We start from the raw sequence: 20,862 nt of genomic DNA on the forward strand, positions 1-20,862 counted from the left end.
CATGCACGTCATCGTCGCCACGGACGGGTCCAAGCAGTCGCTGGACGCGGCCCGCAAGCTCAAGTCGTTCGCCGACCCGGCGAAGATCGACGACATCTCGGTGGTGGCGGTGATCCGTCCGCTGGCCGCCGTGGCCTTCGCCGACGACCTGTCCGCGGGCAGCCGCAAGCAGGCCGTCGGCGAGGCGCAGGGCTTCCGCGCCGCCGCCGAGAGCGCCGTCGCGACGGTGGCCGCGGAGTTCGACGGCTGGGGACCCAAGGTGCACAAGAGGGTGCGCAGCGGGTCGCCGGCCAACGAGATCATCAAGGCGGCCACGCAGTACGAGGCCGGTCTCGTCGTCGTCGCGGCGGGTGGCCGCGGGCTCAGCGACAGCGTGCTGGTCGGCAGCACCGCCCAGCGCGTGCAGCACTACGCGCCGTGCCCCGTGCTCGTCGTACGCCCCAAGCCCCGGAAGCCGCGCAAGGCGCGCGCGTAGCGACCGCCCACCAGGGCGAGCCCGAGCACCAGCCACGCGAGTCCGAGCACGACGGTCGACACCTCGATGAGCGGCTCGGCGACCAGCGCCAGCAGCCCGCCCACGAGCAGGACGGGGACGGTGAGCAGTCCCAGGGCCCGCGCCGCGCGCCGCTCGGGGTCCTCGCCCCCGAGCAGCGCCAGGCCGAGCACCAGCGCGAGGGACGAGACGAGGATCGTCGGTCCCTGGGCCCTCCCGGCGACCTCGGTGGCCAGCGCCAGCCATCCCGCGACGAGCGAGACGACGCCGAGGACGAGGGACGCCCGGCGGTGCGCGGACGCCGCGAGGCAGACGAGGGTGACGGGGAAGGCGGCCACGCCGACGTCGAGCAGCAGCGGCGGCTGGTCGAGCCCCACCAGGATCGCGCCGCCCTTCACCACCCACGCCACCCCGCCGACCACGGCGGCGACGGCTGCGCAGGAACGGAGCAGGTGGGCACGCCCCATCCGCCCATGGTGCGCCCCCGCTGCGGGGACGACCAGAGGGGCAGCCGGAGCGACCGGCGTACGTCGCTAGGGTTGCCGCCATGGAGATCCTGCGGCTGGTCCTGCTCTTCCTGCACGTGCTCGGCTTCGCCGCGCTGCTCGGCGGTCTCGTGGTGCAGGCCAGGGACGCGGACAAGCGGGTCAACCCGGCCATGCGCGACGGTGTCGGCACCGCGTTCGTGACCGGCCTGCTCCTCGTCGGCGTCCTCGAGGCGGGCGACGAGGCGGTCGACCACGCCAAGATCGCGGTGAAGTTCACCATCGCCCTGGTGCTGCTGGTGCTGGTCATGGCCAACATCCGCAAGCCCCAGATCCCACAGGGGCTCTGGCTGGGCCTGCTGCTGCTGACCGTTCTCAACATCGGCGTGGCCATCTTCTGGTCGCCCGCGCACGCCGCCTGACGCAGCGCACCCGAGCGGTCTCCACAGGCCGCCTCCGGGCCCCGGCCTGTCCGTGCGGCCACGTAGGGTTGGGGACGAGATGAGCATCCCCTTCCCGCTGCCCGGCTTCGAGTCCGCCCCGCCCGCCGAGGAGCCGCGCAGCACCCGGCGCGGGCCCACCCGCGACGAGCTGCTGGCGGGCCTCAACGAGCCCCAGGCGGCCGCGGTCGTGCACGCCGGGGCGCCGCTGCTCGTGGTCGCCGGGGCCGGCTCGGGCAAGACCCGCGTGCTGACCCGGCGCATCGCCTGGCTCATCTCCGAGCGCAAGGCCCACCCGGGGTCGATCCTGGCGATCACCTTCACCAACAAGGCCGCCGCGGAGATGAAGGAACGTGTCGAGGAGCTGGTGGGCCGGCGAGCCCGCATCATGTGGGTCAGCACCTTCCACTCCGCGTGCGTGCGGATCCTGCGCAAGGAGATCGACCGCCTGGGCTTCAAGTCCAACTTCTCGATCTACGACGCAGCCGACTCCAAGCGGCTGATGACGCTGGTGCTCAAGGACCTCGACCTCGACCCCAAGCGCCACCAGCCGGGCGCGGTGCTGCACTGGGTCAGCAACCACAAGAACGAGCTGCGCGACCCGGAGGAGGCCGCCAAGGACGCCCGCAACGGCTTCGAGGAGGCCTACGCCGCGGCCTACACCGCCTACCAGCGGCGGCTGCGCGAGGCCAACGCGCTCGACTTCGACGACCTCATCATGTTCACCGTCCACCTCTTCCAGGCGTTCCCCGACGTGCGGGAGAACTACCGCCGCCGGTTCCGCCACGTGCTGGTCGACGAGTACCAGGACACCAACCACGCGCAGTACGCCCTGATCCACCAGCTCTGCGGCCACGACCTCGAGCGTGGCGACGCTCCCGACGAGCAGCCCAGCGAGCTGATGGTCGTCGGCGACGCCGACCAGTCGATCTACGCGTTCCGCGGAGCCAACATCCGCAACATCATGGACTTCGAGCAGGACTTCCCCGACGCGGTCTCGATCATGCTCGAGCAGAACTACCGCTCCACCCAGACGATCCTGACCGCGGCCAACTCCGTCATCGCCAACAACGCGAGCCGCAAGGAGAAGCGGCTGTGGTCCGACGCGGGCGACGGAGAGCGGATCGTCGGCTACGTCTCGGACGACGAGCACGACGAGGCCCGCTTCGTCAGCGAGGAGATCGACAAGCTCGTCGACCAGGGCCTCAAGCCGTCCGACGTGGCCGTCTTCTACCGCACCAACGCCCAGTCACGGGTCTTCGAGGAGGTGTTCATCCGCACCGGCCAGCCCTACAAGGTCGTCGGCGGGGTGCGCTTCTACGAGCGCCGCGAGGTCCGCGACGCGCTCGCCTACCTCCGGATGCTGGTCAACACCGCCGACCAGATCTCGGTGCGCCGGGTGCTCAACACCCCCAAGCGTGGCATCGGCGACCGGGCCGAGGCCTGCGTGCAGGCGCTGGCCGAGCGGGAGCGCATCACCTTCTGGGAGGCCCTCGTCCGCGCCGACGAGGCGCCCGGGCTGGCGACCCGCAGCCTCAAGAACATCCAGGGCTTCGTCGCCATGGTCCAGGAGCTCCAGTCGATGGTCGACGCGGGGGAGCGCCCCGACGTGGTGCTCGAGTCCGTGCTCGAGCGCTCCGGCTACCTCGCCGAGCTCGAGGCCAGCGACGACCCGCAGGACGCGACCCGCGTGGAGAACCTGGCCGAGCTCGTCGCCGTCGCGCGGGAGTTCTCCGACGACCCGCAGGCCGGCCCGAGCGCCGACCCGGCCGACGTCGAGGCCGGCACCGTCGCGGTGGGCCTCGGCGACTTCCTCGAGCGGGTGGCCCTGGTCGCCGACGCCGACCAGATCCCCGACGCTCCCGACGGCGAGGACGTCGGCGTGGTCACGCTGATGACCCTGCACACCGCCAAGGGACTGGAGTTCCCCGTCGTGTTCCTCACCGGGCTCGAGGACGGCGTCTTCCCCCACCAGCGCTCGCTGGGGGACCAGCCGGAGCTGGAGGAGGAGCGCCGGCTGGCCTACGTCGGGCTCACCCGGGCACGGGAGCGCCTCTACGTCTCCCGGGCACTGGTGCGGTCCGCCTGGGGTGCCCCGTCGCACAACCCGGCCAGCCGCTTCCTCGACGAGCTGCCCGTCGACCTCGTCGACTGGCGGCGGACCGCCCAGGCGCAGACGCGCTGGGGACGCCCCGACCTCGCGGCCAACTCGGCCGCGCGGCTGGGTTCCCCGACCGCGGCCGGCCGTCGCAACTTCTCCTCCGCGGCCGCGCGGGCCGATGCCATCTCCAAGGCCAAGCCGGCGCGCGAGATCCCCTCGCTGGAGCCGGGGGACCGGGTGCTCCACGACTCCTTCGGCATGGGCACGGTGGTGACCCTCGAGGGCGCCGGCGACAAGTCGGTCGCGTCGATCGATTTCGGCTCCGAGGGCGTCAAGCGGCTGCTGCTGCGCTACGCGCCGGTCGAGAAGCTCTAGCAATCTCCCGACCTGGTCGGGACTACAGCCCCATGACACGGGCAGCGCCCCCCGCGCACGCTTGGTTCACGAGCAGGCAGCCTGCACCGGCGACGGGGGCAGAAGATGCACAGGGTGACCGAGCGGCTCCACGGCCCACCGAGCCGAGTGCCGGCACTGGACGGCATCCGGGCCCTGGCCGTCGTGGGGGTCCTCGCCTTCCACGGCGGGCTGTCGTGGGTGACCGGCGGCTTCCTCGGGGTGGACGCGTTCTTCGTGCTCTCGGGCTACCTGATCACGACGCTGCTGCTCACGGAGTGGACCCGCAGCGGTGGACGGATCGACCTGGCCGCGTTCTGGGGCCGACGGGCCCGCCGGCTGCTCCCGGCGTTGCTCCTCGTGGTCACGGCCGTCGTGGTCGGGGCGCGGGCGCTGCTGCCACCCGAGGAGGTCCGCCTGCTGCGCGGTGACGGGCTGGCCGCGCTGTTCTACGTCGCCAACTGGCGGATGATGTTCCGTGACGGCGACTACTTCGCGCAGACGGCCTCGCCGTCGCCGCTGGAGCACACCTGGTCGCTGGGCATCGAGGAGCAGTTCTACCTGCTGTGGCCACTGGTGCTCCTCGCGGTGCTGCACGGCCATCGGCCGCGCGTGCGGTCCCGCCTCCGGGTGCTCGTCCTCGTGTGCGTCGTGGGCTCGGCGGCCTCGACGGCGGCACTCGCGTCGACGTGGTCCGCGGAGGACCCGGGCCGGGCCTACTACGGGACCGACACCCGCGGGGCCGCCATCCTGGTCGGGGCTGGGCTGGCGGCCCTGCTGGCGCTCCGGACGGCGGGGCAGGCCGAGCGGGAGGGCGCGCACGCCACGGCACGGTCGGACATCACGTCCCGGTGGATCCGCGCGGGGCTGGGCGTCCTTGCGGCGGCGGCGGCCGTCGCCACGGCCTGGACGTGGACCCGGCTGTCGGGGACGGACGCGGTGCTCTACCGCGGCGGGATGGCGCTCGCCGCCCTCGCGGTCGCGGCGGTGATCGCGCACGTCGTCGTGGTCCCGTCCGGGTGGTCCGCCCGACTGCTCGCGCTGCCTCCGCTCCCGGCGCTGGGTCGGATCTCCTACGGCGTCTACCTGTGGCACTGGCCGGTGTTCATCGCCGCCAACGCCGATCGGACCGGACTCGACGGGCTGACGCTCTTCGCGGTGCGGTGCTCCCTGACGGTGGTGATCGCCACGCTCTCCTACGCGCTCGTGGAACGGCCGATACAGGAGCACGTGCGGCCCAGACGCGCCGTGCTCGCCGCGGCGGGGGTCGCCGTGGCGACCGGGACCGCGCTGGTGGTGACGGCCACGGCCGTGCCCCCGCTGCCCGCGGGGCCGCCGGAGGGGACGGTCGTCGCGACGGTGGACCGCATGCTGGAGGACGAGGCGGTGGCCGAGGACGAGACGGCCGACGCCCGCGGCCGGGAGCGCGGCAAGCCAGTGGGGGAACGATCTCCGTCGCGTCCGGGGCCGCGACTGCACGTCCGGCGGCCCGGCGAGCCCGTCACGGTCTCCGTGTTCGGGGACTCGGTTGCGTGGACGCTGGTCACCTACCTGCCCGGCCATCACGACCTCGACGTGCGCGACCGCACGCTCATGGGCTGCGGGGTGAGCAGGACGGCACCCTTCCGCTACTTCGGCCGCCTCTACCAGGGGCTGATGCAGACGTGCAGGGACTGGCCCCGGATCTGGCGGGCCGCCGTCGCCGCGGACGACCCGGACGTCTCACTCATCCTGGTCGGACGGTGGGAGACCATGGACCGGGTCCTGGGCGGCCGGTGGACGCACGTCGGCGAACCCGACTTCGACCTGCACCTGCGTTCCGAGCTCGACCTGGCCATCCGCATCGCGGGCGCGCGCGGCGCGCACGTGCTCCTCGCGACCGAGCCCTACAACCGGCGCGGCGAACGGCTGGACGGGAGCCTGTTCCCGGAGGACGAGCCGCAACGCGTGACGCTCTGGAACCGCCTGCTGCGCGACGTCGCGAGCCACCATCCGAACGTCAGGGTGGTCGAGCTCGGCGAACGGATCTCGCCGGGAGGTCGCTTCTCCTGGACGGCCGGCGGCTACCAGGTCAGGTCGGACGGGCTGCACCTCACGCCGTCCGGCGTGCAGGGCTGGATAGCCCCCTGGCTCCTGCCGCAGCTGGTCGACGCCGTGCCGACGGTGCCGGTCAGGAAGTGACCTCGGGTCAGGGCGTGACGCCGTGCTCGAGGAGCGAGGTGAAGGGGTCCACCGGGTCGCCGCCGCCGGGACGGACCTCGAGGTGCAGGTGCGGGCCGGTGGAGTTGCCGGTCGAGCCCACGGTGCCGATGGTCTCGCCGCCGCGGACCGACTCGCCGACGCTGACGTCGATGGACGTCTGGTGGCAGAACCACAGCTCGGTGCCGTCCTCGAGGGTCAGCACGGTCTTGTTGCCGTAGGAGCCGTCGTAGCCGGTCTCGGTGATCACGCCGTTGGCGATGGCCCGGATCGGCGTGCCCGAGGGGGCGGACATGTCCAGGCCGGTGTGCACGCTGGACCACAGGTAGCTCGAGGCGCCGAAGGTCGCGGAGATCCGGTAGCTCTCCAGCGGGAGGACCCACTGGTTCTCCTTGATCTTGGCCGCCTGCTTCTCCGCCTGCTGGGCGAAGGCCTGGAGGGCCTCGTGCTGCTCCTTGGCCTGCGCCTCCGCGGCCTCGATGAGCTCCTGGTTGGCCGCGTCGGCCTGCGCGTCGCGGCGCGAGTCACGCGAGACGACGGCGTCGCGGCCGGTGATGGGGGAGGCCTGGGCGATGCCCATGGTGCCCGCGGCGGCGACCGAGCCGTTGCCGCCGGTGACCTGGCCGGCCAGGTCGGTGTCCGAGGCGGTCACCGCGCCGCCGGCCGAGACGGCCAGGGCGGTGACGCCCAGCAGGATGGGCGCCGAGGGGAGGACCCGGAGGAGGGGGCTCCGTCGGGCGGGGGCGGTGGCCCTGCGCTTGCCGACGACGGGTGCTGCCGAGGTGCTGCGGCGGTCGCCGCGCTGCGCTCGGTGGTTGCCCATGAAAAACGTCCTCATCTGCCGTCGGGGGGGAGCAGGTGTCGGCCGCTCGGAGGCGAACCGACCCCAGACTGTAACGGAAAGGTCACGACCGCCGAAATTCCTGGCCGGGTCGATTGTGGACGAGCCCGACGGCGATCGCAGCGGTTCACGATAGATGGCCCGTTCGGACTAGCCGGGTGTGGGGTGGGTCACGTCGCGGGTTAGCCTCTGGCCCATGAGTACGCCGACCCCGCCCCGTCGCCTCCGCATCGTCGTCGGCAAGCCCGGGCTCGACGGCCACGACCGCGGCGCCAAGATCGTCGCCCGCGCGCTGCGCGACGCCGGCCACGAGGTCATCTACACCGGCCTGCACCAGACGCCCGAGCAGATCGTGGAGACCGCCATCCAGGAGGACGCGGACCTCATCGGCCTCTCGGTGCTCTCCGGCGCGCACATGACCCTCTTCACCCGCCTCGGCGAGCTGCTGCGCGAGCGCGACGCCGAGGACATCGTCGTCTTCGGCGGCGGCATCATCCCCGATGAGGACATCCCGCTCCTGCGCGAGGCCGGCGTCGCCAAGGTGTTCACCCCGGGGGCGCCCACGACCGACATCACCGGCTGGGTGGCCGAGCACTTCGCCGAGACCGAGCAGGACCCCGCGCCGGCCTGAGCCCCGTCAGCCGCGGTTGCGCACGGCGTCGTACCGCTCGAGGGCCTCGCGCCGTTCCTCGGCGTGGTCGACGATCCGCACCGGGTAGTCCAGCTCGTAGCCGACCTCGGACTTCCACGGCTCGTGCGCGAGCTTGCCGGGCAGGTGCTCGAGCTCGGGCACCCAGCGCCGGACGTAGTCGCCGTCGGGGTCGAACTTGAGGCCCTGCGTCACCGGGTTGAAGACCCGGAAGTACGGCGAGGCGTCCGTGCCGGTCCCGGCGACCCACTGCCAGCCGTGGTTGTTGGAGGCGACGTCGCCGTCGACGAGCCGGTCGAGGAAGTGGCGGGCGCCGACGGGCCACCAGGCGTGCAGGTCCTTGGTGAGGAAGCTGGCGGTGATCATCCGGACGCGGTTGTGCATCCAGCCCTCGTGCAGCAGCTGGCGCATGCCGGCGTCGACGATGGGGTAGCCGGTCGTCCCGGTGCGCCAGGCCTCGATCGCGTCCTCGTGCTCGTCGTACCGCATGGCCGACAGCGCCGGCTTGAGGTCGGCCCACGCCGACTCGGGGTGGTGCCAGAGCACGTCGGCGTAGAACTCGCGCCACGCCAGCTCGGTCACGAAGGTGTGCGCGCCCTTGCCGCGCACCCCGTCGAGGTCGGCCAGCAGCGACCGGGGGTGCACGACCCCGAGGTGCAGGTAGGGGGAGAGGCGCGAGGTGCCGTCGACCGCCGGGCGGTCGCGGTCCGCGTCGTAGCCGGCGAGCAGCTCGTCGCGGAAGTGCCGCCACCGCCGCCAGGCCGCGTCCTCGCCCGGGGCGGGCATGCCCGCCGGTCCGGTGCCCGCCGCGTCGTCGAGCAGCCTCGTGGCCCGGTCGTCGCTGTCGAGGGCGACCAGGTCGGGGTCGCGGGGGGTGGGGGCCGGCTCGTGCCATCCGTGGTCCCGCCAGGCCTTCGCGAACGGCGTGAACACCTGGTAGGGGCCGCCCGAGCCGTTGACCACGCGCCCCGGCCCCACGGCGTACGGCGAGCCGGTGGCGGTGAGGGGGACCTCGGCCCCCCTGAGCCGGCCCAGCGCGTCCTCGACGGCGGCGTCGCGCCGTCGTCCGTACGGCGTGGTCTCGGCCGAGACGTGCACGCTCGTCGCCTCCGCCTCGCGGGCGACCCGCGGGACGACCTCGGCCGGGTCGCCGTACCGCACCGTCAGGCGACCGCCCAGGCGCTCGTCGAGCGCCTCGAGCGTCCCGGCCAACCAGGCGCGCCGGTGGTCGCCGGCCCGGTCCCAGAGGGCGGGATCGACGACGAAGAGGGCGACGGCGGGGCCCTCGGAGAGGGCGGCCCGGAGGGCGGGCTGGTCGCGGACCCGGAGGTCGCGTCGGAACCACATCACGGAGGCCACGCCCCTCACGCTAGGCCAGCGGCCAAGACCCGACCTGTCTGTGACCCACGACACGGGTCTAGTGTGCGAGAGGATTTCCCGCCACTGATACGCAGACGAGAAGGAACGGGTACGTCGTGGACTTGATGGAGTACCAGGCGAAGGAGCTCTTCGCCAAGCACGGAGTGACGACCACGCTCGGCAAGGTCGTGGAGACGGCCGAGGCGGCCCGGGAGGCGGCCGAGGAGCTCGGCGGCGTCACCGTCGTCAAGGCCCAGGTCAAGGCCGGCGGCCGTGGCAAGGCCGGCGGCGTCAAGCTCGCCAAGACCCCGGACGAGGCCTACGAGCACGCGTCCAACATCCTGGGCATGGAGATCAAGGGACTGACGGTCAACCGCGTCCTGGTCACCCCGGCCACCCCGCCGGTGGAGGAGTACTACTTCTCCTTCCTGCTCGACCGTGCCAACCGCTCGCACCTGTGCATCGCCTCGGTCGAGGGCGGCGTGGAGATCGAGGAGGTCGCCAAGACCAACCCCGAGGCCGTCCGCCAGATCCGGGTCGACGCCCTCGAGGGCGTCACGCCCGAGAAGGCCGCCGCGATCGTCGACGATGCCAAGTTCCCCGCCGAGCTGCGCGACCAAGCCATCGAGATGGTCCAGCGCCTCTGGCAGGTCTACGTCGAGGAGGACGCCACCCTCGTCGAGGTCAACCCGCTCGCCCGCCTCGAGGGCGACAAGCTCGAGGCCCTCGACGGCAAGGTGTCCCTGGACGAGAACGCCGAGTTCCGCCACGAGGACCACCAGGCCTTCGAGATCCGCGAGGAGGCCGACCCGCTCGAGTCCAAGGCCAAGGACAAGGGCCTCAACTACGTCAAGCTCGACGGCGAGGTCGGCATCATCGGCAACGGCGCGGGCCTGGTCATGTCGACCCTCGACGTGGTCGCCTACGCCGGCGAGGCGCACGGCGGGGTCAAGCCGGCCAACTTCCTGGACATCGGTGGCGGCGCCAACGCCCAGGTGATGGCCGACGGCCTCGACGTGATCATCCACGACGCCCAGGTCAAGAGCGTGTTCGTCAACGTCTTCGGCGGCATCACCGCCTGCGACGAGGTCGCCAACGGCATCAAGGGTGCCCTGGAGATCCTCGGCGACGAGGCCACCAAGCCGCTGGTCGTCCGCCTCGACGGCAACAACGTCGAGGAGGGCCGCCGCATCCTCAACGAGATGGACCACCCCCTGGTCACCCAGGTCGACACCATGGACGGCGCGGCCGACAAGGCCGCCGAGCTCGCCCACGGCGCCTGATCAGTCGCACCTGAGAGACGGAGAAAGAGAACATGTCGATCTACCTCAACAAGGACAGCAAGATCATCGTCCAGGGCATGACGGGTGGGATGGGCTCCAAGCACACCACTCTGATGCTCGACGCCGGCAGCAACATCGTGGGCGGCGTCAACGCCCGCAAGGCCGGCACCACCGTCGAGCTCGGCGGCCAGGAGCTCCCGGTCTACGGCAACGTCAAGGAGGCGATGGCCGAGACCGGCGCCGACGTCAGCGTGGTCTTCGTGCCGCCGGCGTTCACCAAGGACGCCTGCATCGAGGCCATCGACGCGGGCATCGGCCTGCTCGTGGTCATCACCGAGGGCGTGCCGGTCCAGGACACCGCGGAGGTCTTCGCCTACCTCGAGGGCAAGTCCACCCGGATGATCGGTCCCAACTGCCCGGGCATCATCACGCCCGAGGAGTCGCTGGCCGGCATCACCCCGCACACCATCGCGGGCAAGGGCCCGGTCGGCCTGGTGTCCAAGTCGGGCACCCTGACCTACCAGATGATGTACGAGCTGAAGGACTTCGGCTTCTCCACCGCCATCGGCATCGGCGGCGACCCGATCGTGGGCACCACCCACATCGACGCGCTCGAGGCGTTCGAGAACGACCCGGAGACCAAGGCGATCGTGATGATCGGCGAGATCGGTGGCGACGCCGAGGAGCGGGCCGCGGCCTACATCAAGGAGCACGTCACCAAGCCGGTCGTCGGCTACGTCGCGGGCTTCACCGCCCCCGAGGGCAAGACGATGGGCCACGCCGGCGCGATCGTGTCCGGCTCGTCGGGCACCGCGCAGGCCAAGAAGGAGGCCCTCGAGGCCGCCGGGGTCAAGGTCGGCAAGACGCCGTCGGAGACCGCCGCGCTCATGCGGGAGATCCTCCAGGGCCTCTGAGCCACCAGCAACGTCCGACGACCCGGCAGCGATCGCTGCCGGGTCGTCGTACGTCCGGGCCTGTACGCCGCTCAGCAGGCCCCGGGCGTGAGGGCGCACATCGCCGGCGCGATCTCCCGGGTGAGCGCGGTGCGCTCCCGCACCGTCGGGTCGATGGTCTCCAGCATCCCCTCGCCGTACCGGTGGGTCATCAGGAGCGCGTCGCCGACCCGGGTGACCTGGAAGACCGACGCGCCGAGCCCGACGCTCCACGTGAGGCTGAACGTCACCGATTCGTGGCCGGTGTCCGCCTCGTGCAGCGTCCACACCTGGTGGTCCGGCGCGTCGGTGCACCCGGCGACGACCTCACGGACCCGCGGTACGACGGTCGCGGCGACGGCTGCGTCGGGCACCACGAGCTCGCGCGCGTCCACGTGCTCGGGGCCGGAGGCGCTGGTCGCGAGCCGGGCCTCCGCCCTTCCGGGTGGCCAGACGACGGAGCCGCACACCTCGAGGTCACCGATGCCGTCGGCCTCGGCCGAGGGTGCCGTCACCTCGTAGTCGCCGCCGTCGGCGGGCAGGTCCAGGTCGAGCGGGAGGTCCGCAGGCACGGTGGCGGCGACCTCGGTGGGGGAGGTCTCGGTCGGGGCGGCCTCGCTGGGCGTGGCCTGGGTCGGCGTGTCCTCGCTCGGTGTGGTCTCGCTCGGTACCTCGGTGGTGCGGGGGTCCGAGGCGATGACGTCCTGCGACCCGCAGCCGCCGGTCGCGAGCACGAGCAGCAGCAGGAGCGTGACCGTCTTCCCCCTCATGCAGGGGTAGACGCGGCGGAGGCCCCCGGGGTTGCGCCCCGTCGCTCAGCGGGCGCTGGGCAGGTCGCTGAGCCGGTCCAGCGCACGCTCGGCGACGGCGGTGAAGTCGGCGCGCGCGATCGTCATCCCCTGGTCCGGGGTGAAGCCGAGCTGGGAGACCGCCTTGCCGTCACGCATGATCGCCATCAGGAACTCCACCGAGCGGGAGTCGGAGATCTCGATGTCGAGGTCCCAGATGGTGATCTCCTGCTGTCCCCTGGAGCGCTGGACGAGCGTGTCCACCGAGGTGCCGAGGTTGGCCTGGCCGCAGCGGCGGATCCGGTCGCGGACCTCGGCGACGAACGCCACGGCACGCTTGTCCGGCATCGTGGCGACCGTCTGGGTGAGGCCGAAGGTGTCGACCTGCGTGTTGGCCGGGAACAGGAACGTGCGGGTCAGGTTGTGCTTGAGGCCCTTGCCGTCGAAGCGGGTGTTGTCGCAGCGGGTGGAGGCGAAGTTGGTGCGGGCACGCTCGGGGTCGGTCCCGACCCACGGGCCGCGGGCCCCGGACACCGGCGGGAGGTCGACGGCGGCGAGCATGCCGGCCGGCCGGCCGACGGGGTACGGCGAGACGCGCGCGGTCCCGGGCGGTCCGGCGCAGGTGCCGACCCCGGGGCTGCCGCACAGCCGGTTGACCGACGCCGCCAGCCCGCCCGCGGCCGTCCGGGCGTCGGGCGCGCCGCCCTGCGTGCGGACCACGGTGGTGACCAGTGCCTGGCCGCTGCGGGCCAGGGCCACGCTGATCCCGCCGGGCCGGCCGGCCCAGCTGCGCAGCGAGAGGATCACGGCGTCGTCGCCGACGCGGCGTACGCGGTGGGTGGAGATGAGCTGGGTGCGGGGGTCCTGGCACTCGGCGTACCACCGCAGGGCGGTGTCGTACGCCGCGCCCGCCCGTTGGGCGTCGGCCGAGAGCTCGACGAACTCGGTGACGGTCGACCGGACCTCGCGCACCCGCCGCTGCTGGGTGCGCGTCCTGCCCTGCCGCTTGACCTTGACGGTGCGGGTGACGCGCTGCGACCCCTCCGAGGTGCGCACCAGTGCGCCGACCCCCGCCGGGTCGGCGAAGCGCTCGAGCTGGCAGGGCACCACGCGGCCGTCGCCCCCGAGGTTGGCGGAGGTGGACCGCTCGGTCCAGGTGAGCCCGCGGCCGTAGCGCCGCAGCTGCTCCTCCTCGAGCAGGGTGGCCTCGTCGAGCGCGAGGTCGGTGGTCTCCTCGGACTGCTCGGGGGCCTTCACCGTGATGCCGGTGGTGGCCGCCTCCCGCTCCAGGGTGCTGGGCTCGGCCCCGCCGGAGGCGACCACGGTGCCCGAGACCAGCAGCGCGGCGACGGCCACGCCGACGGCGGCCACGGTGTGGGTGCGGCGTCGGGCCGTGCCCTGGCGGCGGACGATGGTGGAGCGCGGCCAGCGCTCGGCGGCCAGCGGGACGCGCAGCTCCTCGAGGAGTCGTCGTACGTGGGTGCTCGGCACCTCCCGGGCCAGCGCGAACTGCGACGTGCCGCTCTGCAGGGCCCGCTCGGCCTCCCGGCGGGGGACGCCGATCGTCCGGGCGATCTCGTCCATCGGCAGCGGGGAGAGCGTGGTGAGCACCACGGCCTTGCGCTCCAGGGTGCTCAGCCGCGACAGCGCCTCGAGGGTGGCCCGGACGCTGTCGTCGAGGCCCTTCTCGCGGTGCCACGGCCGGGCGGTGTGCCGCCGCTGCGCGCGACCGTGGGCGAGCGGGCGGACCCAGGCCTCCGGGTCCTCGAGTCGGCTGACCTTGCCCCAGTGCTGCCACGCGACGGCGAAGGCGTCGCGGACCGCGGTCCGCGCGGCCGGGACGTCGCCGGTCAGCGCGTAGGTCTCGAGCAGGAGACGGTCGCGCGACCCGGCGTAGAAGGCGTCGAACGCATCTGGGCTCCTCATGGCCGCTCCACGGTACGGGAGGGGCGGGCATCGACGCACACCCGGCGTGGCCTCCGCGGCCGTCGTCCGGCTCCGGGTGATGATGGCCGGGCCATGACCTCCCTGCTCCCGCCCCGCGCCCCGGGACCGCGCGCGTCCGACCGCACGCAGGCCCGTCCGAGCGACCGTCGTCGGCGGCCCCTTGCGCTCGTCGCGTCGCTGGGTGGGGTGGCCGCCGCGCTGGCCCCGCTCCTGGTGCTGGCCGCGGTCGGCATCGTCGGCTGGTTCGCCGCCGACGCCGGCGCCCACGGTGTCCCGCGGGACGGGATGCGGATCGGTGCGCTGGCCTGGCTGATGGGGCACGGGTCCGGGGTGACCGTCCAGGGCGCGCCCGTGGGGATCGTGCCCCTCGGCGTGACCGCGATGGCGGCCTGGGCCATGTGGCGCCTCGGGCACCGGGTCGGGGACGCGGTCTCCGGTCACGGCCCCGACGCCGACCGGATCGCCGACGGCGAGCGCGACTTCACCGTCCCGGCCGCGGTCTCCCTCTTCTTCGTCGGGTACGCCGTCGTCGCCGTCGTGGTCAGCTCGCTCGCGGCCGGCGCCGACACCTCCTTCTCCACCGCAGCGGTCCTGCGCTGGAGCCTGGTCATGACCCTCGTCGTCGCGGCCCCGGCGATCGCCATCGGGTCGGGGCGGGCTGCCATCTGGGCCGCGGTGGCCCCGCCGGTCGTCCGCGACGGGGTGGGCGCGGCGCTCTCGGTGCTGGGCTGGTTCCTCGCCGTCTCGGGCGCCGCCTTCGTCGTCGCGCTCCTGGTCGGCGCCGGCGAGGCGGCCACGATGATGTCGCAGCTGCACCTCTCGGCGGGTGAGGCGATCGTCTACTCGCTGGTCAACGCCGGCCTGGCGCCCAACGCGGTGCTCTTCTCCGGTTCCTTCCTGCTCGGCCCCGGCTTCGCGGTCGGCGGCGGCACGATGGTCTCGCCCGGAGTCGTGGTCCTCGGACCGCTGCCGCTCCTGCCGCTCCTGGCGGCCCTCCCGAGCGCCGGACCGACGGCCGCCTGGGTGGCCTCCCTGGTCGGCATCCCCGCGCTCGTCGCGGCGCTCGCCACCGCGTGGTGGCAGCGCCGGCGCCCGACGGTGCGGTGGGACCACGGCGCGCTCCGCGGCTGCGGCGGCGGCATCGTGGCCGGCGTCGCCTTCGCGGTCCTGGCCTCGGTGGCCGGGGGAGTGGCCGGCCCGGGACGCATGCAGCACGTCGGCCCGTTCGTCGCCGACGTGCTCGTGCACGCGATCGCCGCCTTCGGCCTCGGCGGCCTCGTCGGCGGCCTGTTCATGACCTGGCGGCAGCGCCGCCGGGCCGCCGGGGGAGCCCTAGACTCCGCCGGGTGACCGCCCGCCTCGTCGTCCTCGTCTCCGGCTCCGGCACCAACCTCCAGGCCCTCCTCGACGCCTGCGCCGACCCGTCGTACGGCGCCCGGGTCGTGGCCGTGGGCGCCGACCGCGACGACATCGAGGGCCTGGCCCGCGCCGACCGTGCGGGCGTGCCGACCTTCGTCGAGCGGCTCGGCCACTTCTCGTCGCGGGAGGACTGGGACCGGGCCCTCGCGGACGCCGTCGCGGCCTTCGAGCCCGACCTCGTCGTCCTGGCCGGCTTCATGAAGCTGGTGGGACCCGACTTCCTCGCCCGCTTCCCGGGGCGGGTCGTCAACACCCACCCCGCCCTGTGCCCGGCGTTCCCCGGCACGACCGGCCCCGCGGACGCCCTGGCCTACGGCGTGAAGGTCACCGGCGCGACGCTCTTCGTCGTCGACGGCGGCGTCGACACCGGCCCGATCATCGCCCAGACGGTGGTGCCGGTCCTCGACGACGACACCACGGAGACCCTGCACGAGCGGATCAAGGGGGCCGAGCGGAGCATGCTGGTGGACACCGTCGGGCTGATGGCGCGCGACGGCTGGGAGGTCGACGGGCGCCGGGTGCGGGTCGGCTGAGGCGGCCGGGTTCCACTACTCTGGCCCCACACGACTGGCGCAGGTGGGCGACCACCGGGGAGTGAACCGCCGAGCATCGACCGCCTGGGTGCTCGCCTCCACCGCTCGACCTCAGGAGTCCTCGTGCCCGAACCCACCTCCCTGACCTCCACCGGCGCCGTGGCGGACCAGGTGCCCGTGCGCCGGGCGCTGGTCTCGGTCTACGACAAGACCGGCCTTGACGACCTGGTCCGCGGCCTGCACGAGGCCGGCGTGGAGCTCGTGTCGACCGGAGGCTCGGCCGCGCTGATCGAGTCGCTCGGCCTGCCGGTCACCAAGGTCGAGGACCTCACCGGCTTCCCCGAGTGCCTCGACGGCCGCGTCAAGACCCTGCACCCGCGCGTCCACGCCGGCATCCTGGCCGACCGTCGCCTCGACTCCCACGTGCAGCAGCTCGCCGACCTCGGGGTGGAGCCGTTCGACCTCGTCGTGTCCAACCTCTACCCGTTCACCCAGACCGTCGCCTCCGGCGCATCGGCCGACGAGTGCGTCGAGCAGATCGACATCGGCGGTCCCTCGATGGTCCGCGCGGCGGCCAAGAACCACCCCAGCGTGGCCATCGTGACCTCGCCCGAGCGGTACGCCGACGTGCTGCGCGCCGTCGCCGCCGGCGGCTTCACGCTGGCCGAGCGGCAGCGCCTCGCCGCCGAGGCGTTCGTCCACACCGCGACGTACGACGTCCACGTGGCGTCCTGGATGGGCAACGTGCTCACCGACACCTCCGAGGGGAGCGGCTTCCCGGCCTGGATGGGCGCGACCTGGGACAAGCAGGCGGTGCTGCGCTACGGGGAGAACCCGCACCAGTCGGCGGCGCTCTACGCCAACGGCTTCCTGCCCGAGGGGCCCGGCCTCGCCCAGGCGACCCAGCACCACGGCAAGGAGATGTCCTACAACAACTACGTCGACGCGGACGCCGCGCGCCGTGCGGCGTACGACTTCGACCGGCCCGCCGTGGCCATCATCAAGCACGCCAACCCGTGCGGCATCGCGGTGGGCGACGACGTCGCCACGGCGCACCGCAAGGCGCACGAGTGCGACCCGGTGTCGGCCTTCGGCGGCGTGATCGCCACCAACGTGCCGGTGAGCGTCGAGATGGCCCGCCAGGTCGCCGAGGTCTTCACCGAGGTGGTCGTCGCCCCCGGCTACGAGGACGGTGCGATCGAGGTGCTGGCCGCCAAGAAGAACATCCGGATCCTCGAGGCGGCTCCGCTGCGTCGCGGCGGCGGTGACCTGCGGGCGATCTCGGGCGGCCTGCTGCTCCAGCAGCGCGACGTCATCGACGCCGACGTCGACGGCGGCGGCGACGACCCGTCCTCCTGGACGCTGGCCACCGGCGAGGCCGCCTCCGACGAGGTGCTCGCCGACCTCGCGTTCGCGTGGCGCGCCTGCCGGGCGGTGAAGTCCAACGCCATCCTGCTCGCCGCCGACGGCGCCTCGGTCGGTGTCGGCATGGGCCAGGTCAACCGGGTCGACTCCTGCCGGCTCGCGGTCGAGCGGGCCGGGGACCGGGCCGCCGGGTCGGTCGCGGCCTCCGACGCGTTCTTCCCGTTCGCCGACGGCGCCCAGGTGCTCATCGACGCCGGCGTGACGGCCATCGTGCAGCCCGGCGGGTCGGTGCGCGACAGCGAGGTCGTCGAGGCGGCGGAGAAGGCCGGCGTGACGATGTACCTCACCGGCGCCCGGCACTTCTTCCACTGAGCCCCGCTCGACCCGCTGGCTCCTCACCAGCTCCGCCGCTCCCGGTGTATCTTGACGTCGAGATAAAGGGGGAGCGGTGCTGGTGAGGTGGCTGCGGGGGATCCTCCCGCCGACGAAGCTCGAGCGGGACCTGGCGATCCAGTGCGTGCTGTCGGCCTTCGCGACGGGCGCGTTCCTGACGGGTACGGCCGTCTTCTTCACCCAGCTCGTCGGGCTGAGCGGGGCCGAGGTCGGGCTGGGCATGTCGATCGCCGCCGGGGTCGCGCTGCTGCTGCAGCTGCCGCTGGGGCGCCTCGCCGACCGCGTCGGCGCGAAGCCGCTGTGGGTCACGGCCTCCGCCGTGGAGGCGGCCCTCTACTTCGCATGGCCGGGACCAACACCGTCCTCGCGGTCCTCCTGCAGGTCCGGGCCTCCCGGGTCGCCGACTCGGTGGACGGGTCGTTGCGGGCCGTGCGCTGGTCGGGCTGGGCGTTCGTCGTGTCCTGCGCGCTGATGGCCGTCACCCACGACACGGTCGGTTGGGTCTCGATCGTCCTCATCTGGGCCGGACACGTGACCATCACCGGCGCCGAGCTGTGGCAGTCGGCCGCCGACTGGGGCCTGACCTCCGACCTCTCCGACCACCGGCGCCTCGGCGACTACCAGGGTGTGTGGGGGCTCGGGTACCAGGTCGAGCCGATCGTCTTCCCGGCGCTCTTCACCTTCCTCGCCCTCGAGTGGGGGACCCCCGGCTGGGTCGTCATCGCGGCCATCGGGGTCGCGGCCGCCGTGGCCGCGCACCCCGCCGCGAGGGCGGCCGAGCGACACCTGGCCCGCGTGGGGGCACCGGTGGGCGCCTGACGCCCCTTCCTTCCTAGACTGGCCGCTGTGACGGCACAGAAGCTCGACGGCAGCGCGACCCTGAAGACGATCATGGCCGAGCTGGCCGAGCGGGTGACCGCGCTGAAGGAGCGCGGCGTCACCCCCGGGCTGGCGACGGTGATGGTCGGCGACGACCCCGGCAACCAGTGGTACGTCGGCGCGAAGCACAAGGACTGCGCCAAGATCGGCATCGCGTCGTTCCGCCACGACCTGCCCGCCACCGCGTCGCAGGAGGAGGTCGAGGGGCTGATCGACCGGCTCAACGCCGACCCCGCCGTGACCGGCTTCATCGTCCAGCAGCCGACCGGGCTCGACGAGTTCCGGCTGCTGTCGCGCGTCGACCCCGCCAAGGACGTCGACGGCCTGCACCCCTACAACCTCGGCAAGCTCGTGCTCGGCGAGGACGGACCGCTGCCCTGCACCCCCGTGGGCTGCCTGGAGCTGCTGCGGCGCCACGGCGTCGAGATCGCCGGTGCGGAGGTGGTCGTCGTCGGTCGCGGCCTCACCGTCGGGCGCCCCCTGGGGCTGCTGCTCACCCGCCGCTCGGAGAACGCGACCGCGACCCTGTGCCACACCGGCACCCGCGACCTGGCCGCCCACGTGCGCAACGCCGACATCGTGGTCGCCGCCGCGGGCGTCTCGGGCATCATCACCGGCGACATGGTCAAGCCGGGCGCGGCGGTGCTCGACGTCGGTGTCTCGCGCGTCGACGGCACGATCGCCGGCGACGTCGCCGACGACGTGTGGGAGACCGCGGGCTGGGTGTCGCCCAACCCCGGCGGCGTGGGTCCGATGACCCGGGCGATGCTGCTCTCCAACATCGTCACGATGGCCGAGAAGTCGCTCGAGGCCTGAGGTGACCGACCCCCGCGACGAGGAGCCGGAGCCGGAGCCGCGCATCGCGCCGCCCCAGAACGTCCCCGCGGTGTCCGCGGAGGAGCTGGTCGACGGCGTCCAGCACGATCCCGAGCTCGAGGAGGTGGAGCGGCGCTACCCCTCCACGATCGGGGGAGCGTTCTACCTGCTCGTGCTGACGACCTGCGTCGTCGGCGTCGGCATCGTGGTGACGGGGGAGTGGCGCGCCGGGATCCGCGTCTTCGGCGGGGCGCTCCTCCTCGGAGCCGTGGTCCGGCTGCTGCTGTCGAGCCGCGACGCGGGGATGCTCGCCGTGCGCTTCAAGGCCCTCGACGTGCTGATGCTGATCGGTCTCGGGTCGGCGCTGCTCTTCCTGGCCGGGTCGATCCCGGACCAGCCCGGTCCCTAGCGGCGCGGTCCCTGAACACGACGGAGCCCCGGCCCGCTCGGACGTGTCGTCCAGCGGACCGGGGCTCCGGCAGGTCGTCGGGGTCAGATGAGCCCGAGCTCCTTGACCGCGTCGCGCTCCTCGGCCAGCTCGGCCGTCGAGGCGTCGATGCGCCCGCGCGAGAAGTCGTCGATCTCCAGGCCCTGGACGATCTCCCAGTCGCCGTCCTTGGTGGTGACGGGGAAGGAGGAGATCAGGCCCTCCGGGACGCCGTAGGAGCCGTCGGAGACGACCGCCATGGACACCCAGTCGTCCTGGGCCGAGCCGAGCAGCCAGTCGCGCGCGGCGTCGACCGTGGCGGAGGCGGCGGAGGCGGCCGAGGAGGAGCCGCGGGCCTCGATGATCGCGGCGCCGCGCTTGGCGACCGTCGGGATGAAGTCGTTCTCGATCCAGGCCTGGTCGCCCACGACCTCGGCGGCGTTGCGGCCGCCGACCTCGGCGTGGAAGAGGTCGGGGTACTGGGTGGCCGAGTGGTTGCCCCAGATCGTCATCTTCTTGATGTCGGTCACGGCCGCGCCGGTCTTGGCCGCGAGCTGCGAGATCGCGCGGTTGTGGTCGAGGCGGGTCAGCGCCGAGAAGCGCTCCTGCGGGATGTCCGGGGCGTTGGTCATCGCGATGAGGGCGTTGGTGTTGGCCGGGTTGCCGGTGACGCCGATGCGTACGTCGTCCGCGGCGACGGAGTTGAGCGCCTTGCCCTGGGCGGTGAAGATCGCGCCGTTGGCCTCCAGCAGGTCGCCGCGCTCCATGCCGGGACCGCGCGGGCGGGCGCCGACGAGCAGGGCGAGGTTGACGCCGTCGAAGATCTTCTCCGGGTCGTGGCCGATCTCCACGCCGGCGAGCTGCGGGAAGGCGCAGTCGTCGAGCTCCATCACGACGCCCTCGAGGGCCTTGAGCGCGGGCTCGATCTCGAGCAGCCGCAGCTCGATCGGCCGGTCGCCGAGCAGGGAGCCGCTGGCGAGGCGGAAGAGCAGGCTGTAGCCGATCTGGCCGGCCGCGCCGGTGACGGCGACCTTGAGGGGTGTGGTGCTCACGACGTCTCCTGGGATGTGCGAAGAAGGCTGGTTCCGGCGCTGACGCTAGCAGCGCGGCCGGGCCCCAC

19 protein-coding genes and 1 riboswitch are annotated in these 20,862 nt (G+C 73.1%); of the genes, 13 read left to right on the top strand and 6 right to left on the bottom strand.

Translation table 11 applies throughout. The features are described 5' to 3' along the window. Position 1: 1 nt before the first annotated feature. The gene (locus DAI17_RS06295) at positions 2-475 is read left to right on the top strand and encodes a universal stress protein (protein WP_107772053.1); all 474 of its coding nucleotides are present in this window, start codon (positions 2-4) and stop codon (positions 473-475) included. Here DAI17_RS06295 and DAI17_RS06300 read toward each other — a convergent pair. After that, positions 409-960: a hypothetical protein gene (locus DAI17_RS06300; protein ID WP_107772054.1), complete on the bottom strand. Its 552-nt coding sequence runs from the start codon at positions 958-960 to the stop codon at positions 409-411. The two genes, DAI17_RS06295 and DAI17_RS06300, sit on opposite strands and share 67 nt — an antisense overlap. 80 nt (positions 961-1,040) lie before the next feature. On the opposite strand from DAI17_RS06300, the gene DAI17_RS06305 reads away from it, so the two are divergent. The 3 genes from DAI17_RS06305 (at position 1,041) to DAI17_RS06315 (ending at position 6,093) form a co-directional block, all read left to right on the top strand. Next, complete coding sequence (locus DAI17_RS06305; protein WP_107772055.1) at positions 1,041-1,400, top strand: hypothetical protein; 360 nt, start codon at positions 1,041-1,043, stop codon at positions 1,398-1,400. A 79-nt stretch (positions 1,401-1,479) separates the two neighbouring features. After that, a complete protein-coding gene (gene pcrA, locus DAI17_RS06310) occupies positions 1,480-3,894 on the top strand; it encodes a DNA helicase PcrA (RefSeq protein ID WP_107772056.1) in 2,415 nt (804 codons plus the stop codon). A gap of 114 nt (positions 3,895-4,008) precedes the next feature. Then, entirely contained in the window at positions 4,009-6,093 is a 2,085-nt protein-coding gene (locus DAI17_RS06315) for an acyltransferase family protein (RefSeq protein WP_159081379.1), read from the top strand. 7 nt (positions 6,094-6,100) lie between these two features. Here the strand turns inward: DAI17_RS06315 and DAI17_RS06320 are convergent, their stop codons facing one another. Next, positions 6,101-6,934: a M23 family metallopeptidase gene (locus DAI17_RS06320; RefSeq protein WP_199904967.1), complete on the bottom strand. Its 834-nt coding sequence runs from the start codon at positions 6,932-6,934 to the stop codon at positions 6,101-6,103. Between the two features lie 214 nt (positions 6,935-7,148). On the opposite strand from DAI17_RS06320, the gene DAI17_RS06325 reads away from it, so the two are divergent. After that, entirely contained in the window at positions 7,149-7,583 is a 435-nt protein-coding gene (locus DAI17_RS06325) for a cobalamin B12-binding domain-containing protein (RefSeq protein WP_107772058.1), read from the top strand. Between the two features lie 6 nt (positions 7,584-7,589). Here the strand turns inward: DAI17_RS06325 and DAI17_RS06330 are convergent, their stop codons facing one another. Further along, the gene (locus tag DAI17_RS06330) at positions 7,590-8,960 is read right to left on the bottom strand and encodes a cryptochrome/photolyase family protein (protein WP_234412274.1); all 1,371 of its coding nucleotides are present in this window, start codon (positions 8,958-8,960) and stop codon (positions 7,590-7,592) included. A gap of 116 nt (positions 8,961-9,076) precedes the next feature. On the opposite strand from DAI17_RS06330, the gene sucC reads away from it, so the two are divergent. Together sucC and sucD are read left to right on the top strand one after the other, a co-directional pair. Next, on the top strand, positions 9,077-10,243 hold the full coding sequence (gene sucC / locus DAI17_RS06335; RefSeq protein WP_107772059.1) for an ADP-forming succinate--CoA ligase subunit beta: 1,167 nt from the start codon (positions 9,077-9,079) through the stop codon (positions 10,241-10,243). Between the two features lie 32 nt (positions 10,244-10,275). After that, a complete protein-coding gene (sucD, locus tag DAI17_RS06340) occupies positions 10,276-11,157 on the top strand; it encodes a succinate--CoA ligase subunit alpha (RefSeq protein WP_107772060.1) in 882 nt (293 codons plus the stop codon). A gap of 71 nt (positions 11,158-11,228) precedes the next feature. On the opposite strand, the gene DAI17_RS06345 is transcribed toward sucD, so the two are convergent. Continuing rightward, the gene (locus DAI17_RS06345; protein WP_107772061.1) at positions 11,229-11,945 is read right to left on the bottom strand and encodes a hypothetical protein; all 717 of its coding nucleotides are present in this window, start codon (positions 11,943-11,945) and stop codon (positions 11,229-11,231) included. A 45-nt stretch (positions 11,946-11,990) separates the two neighbouring features. Continuing rightward, positions 11,991-13,889, bottom strand: coding sequence for a SigE family RNA polymerase sigma factor (locus DAI17_RS06350; RefSeq protein WP_107772062.1), 1,899 nt, complete (start codon positions 13,887-13,889; stop codon positions 11,991-11,993). A gap of 93 nt (positions 13,890-13,982) precedes the next feature. Between DAI17_RS06350 and DAI17_RS06355 the strand changes: the two genes are divergently transcribed. From DAI17_RS06355 to DAI17_RS06380, 6 genes are all read left to right on the top strand, one after another. Next, entirely contained in the window at positions 13,983-15,260 is a 1,278-nt protein-coding gene (locus DAI17_RS06355; protein ID WP_159081380.1) for a cell division protein PerM, read from the top strand. After that, positions 15,257-15,862 carry a phosphoribosylglycinamide formyltransferase gene (gene purN / locus DAI17_RS06360; RefSeq protein WP_107772063.1) on the top strand — a complete coding sequence of 202 codons (606 nt, stop codon included), beginning with the start codon at positions 15,257-15,259 and terminating at the stop codon, positions 15,860-15,862. The genes DAI17_RS06355 and purN overlap by 4 nt, the downstream gene beginning before the upstream one ends. Positions 15,863-15,882: 20 nt before the next feature. After that, a riboswitch (ZMP/ZTP riboswitch) is annotated at positions 15,883-15,959 on the top strand. Positions 15,960-15,985: 26 nt separating this feature from the next. Beyond that, positions 15,986-17,599: a bifunctional phosphoribosylaminoimidazolecarboxamide formyltransferase/IMP cyclohydrolase gene (gene purH, locus DAI17_RS06365; RefSeq protein WP_407669686.1), complete on the top strand. Its 1,614-nt coding sequence runs from the start codon at positions 15,986-15,988 to the stop codon at positions 17,597-17,599. A 363-nt stretch (positions 17,600-17,962) separates the two neighbouring features. Continuing rightward, positions 17,963-18,439, top strand: coding sequence for a hypothetical protein (locus DAI17_RS21510; protein WP_234412276.1), 477 nt, complete (start codon positions 17,963-17,965; stop codon positions 18,437-18,439). Between the two features lie 27 nt (positions 18,440-18,466). Then, entirely contained in the window at positions 18,467-19,315 is an 849-nt protein-coding gene (locus tag DAI17_RS06375; protein ID WP_107772064.1) for a bifunctional methylenetetrahydrofolate dehydrogenase/methenyltetrahydrofolate cyclohydrolase, read from the top strand. Between the two features lies 1 nt (position 19,316). After that, positions 19,317-19,724 (top strand): DUF3017 domain-containing protein, encoded by a 408-nt coding sequence (locus DAI17_RS06380; RefSeq protein ID WP_234412278.1) that lies wholly within the window; start codon positions 19,317-19,319, stop codon positions 19,722-19,724. Between the two features lie 83 nt (positions 19,725-19,807). On the opposite strand, the gene DAI17_RS06385 is transcribed toward DAI17_RS06380, so the two are convergent. Next, positions 19,808-20,794: a malate dehydrogenase gene (locus tag DAI17_RS06385; RefSeq protein ID WP_107772065.1), complete on the bottom strand. Its 987-nt coding sequence runs from the start codon at positions 20,792-20,794 to the stop codon at positions 19,808-19,810. Positions 20,795-20,862: the final 68 nt, after the last annotated feature.

It is taken from the genome of Nocardioides sediminis, from assembly GCF_003047295.1.
Lineage (GTDB): Bacteria > Actinomycetota > Actinomycetes > Propionibacteriales > Nocardioidaceae > Nocardioides > Nocardioides sediminis.

Coding starts and splice junctions, on each gene's coding strand:
- DAI17_RS06355 (WP_159081380.1), top strand. CDS start 13,983: ATGACCTCCCTGCTCCCGCCCCGCGCCCCGGGACCGCGCGCGTCCGAC.
- DAI17_RS06320 (WP_199904967.1), bottom strand. CDS start 6,934: ATGGGCAACCACCGAGCGCAGCGCGGCGACCGCCGCAGCACCTCGGCA.
- pcrA (WP_107772056.1), top strand. CDS start 1,480: ATGAGCATCCCCTTCCCGCTGCCCGGCTTCGAGTCCGCCCCGCCCGCC.
- DAI17_RS06345 (WP_107772061.1), bottom strand. CDS start 11,945: ATGAGGGGGAAGACGGTCACGCTCCTGCTGCTGCTCGTGCTCGCGACC.
- DAI17_RS06325 (WP_107772058.1), top strand. CDS start 7,149: ATGAGTACGCCGACCCCGCCCCGTCGCCTCCGCATCGTCGTCGGCAAG.
- DAI17_RS06300 (WP_107772054.1), bottom strand. CDS start 960: ATGGGGCGTGCCCACCTGCTCCGTTCCTGCGCAGCCGTCGCCGCCGTG.
- DAI17_RS06295 (WP_107772053.1), top strand. CDS start 2: ATGCACGTCATCGTCGCCACGGACGGGTCCAAGCAGTCGCTGGACGCG.
- sucD (WP_107772060.1), top strand. CDS start 10,276: ATGTCGATCTACCTCAACAAGGACAGCAAGATCATCGTCCAGGGCATG.
- DAI17_RS21510 (WP_234412276.1), top strand. CDS start 17,963: ATGGCCGGGACCAACACCGTCCTCGCGGTCCTCCTGCAGGTCCGGGCC.
- DAI17_RS06305 (WP_107772055.1), top strand. CDS start 1,041: ATGGAGATCCTGCGGCTGGTCCTGCTCTTCCTGCACGTGCTCGGCTTC.
- DAI17_RS06350 (WP_107772062.1), bottom strand. CDS start 13,889: ATGAGGAGCCCAGATGCGTTCGACGCCTTCTACGCCGGGTCGCGCGAC.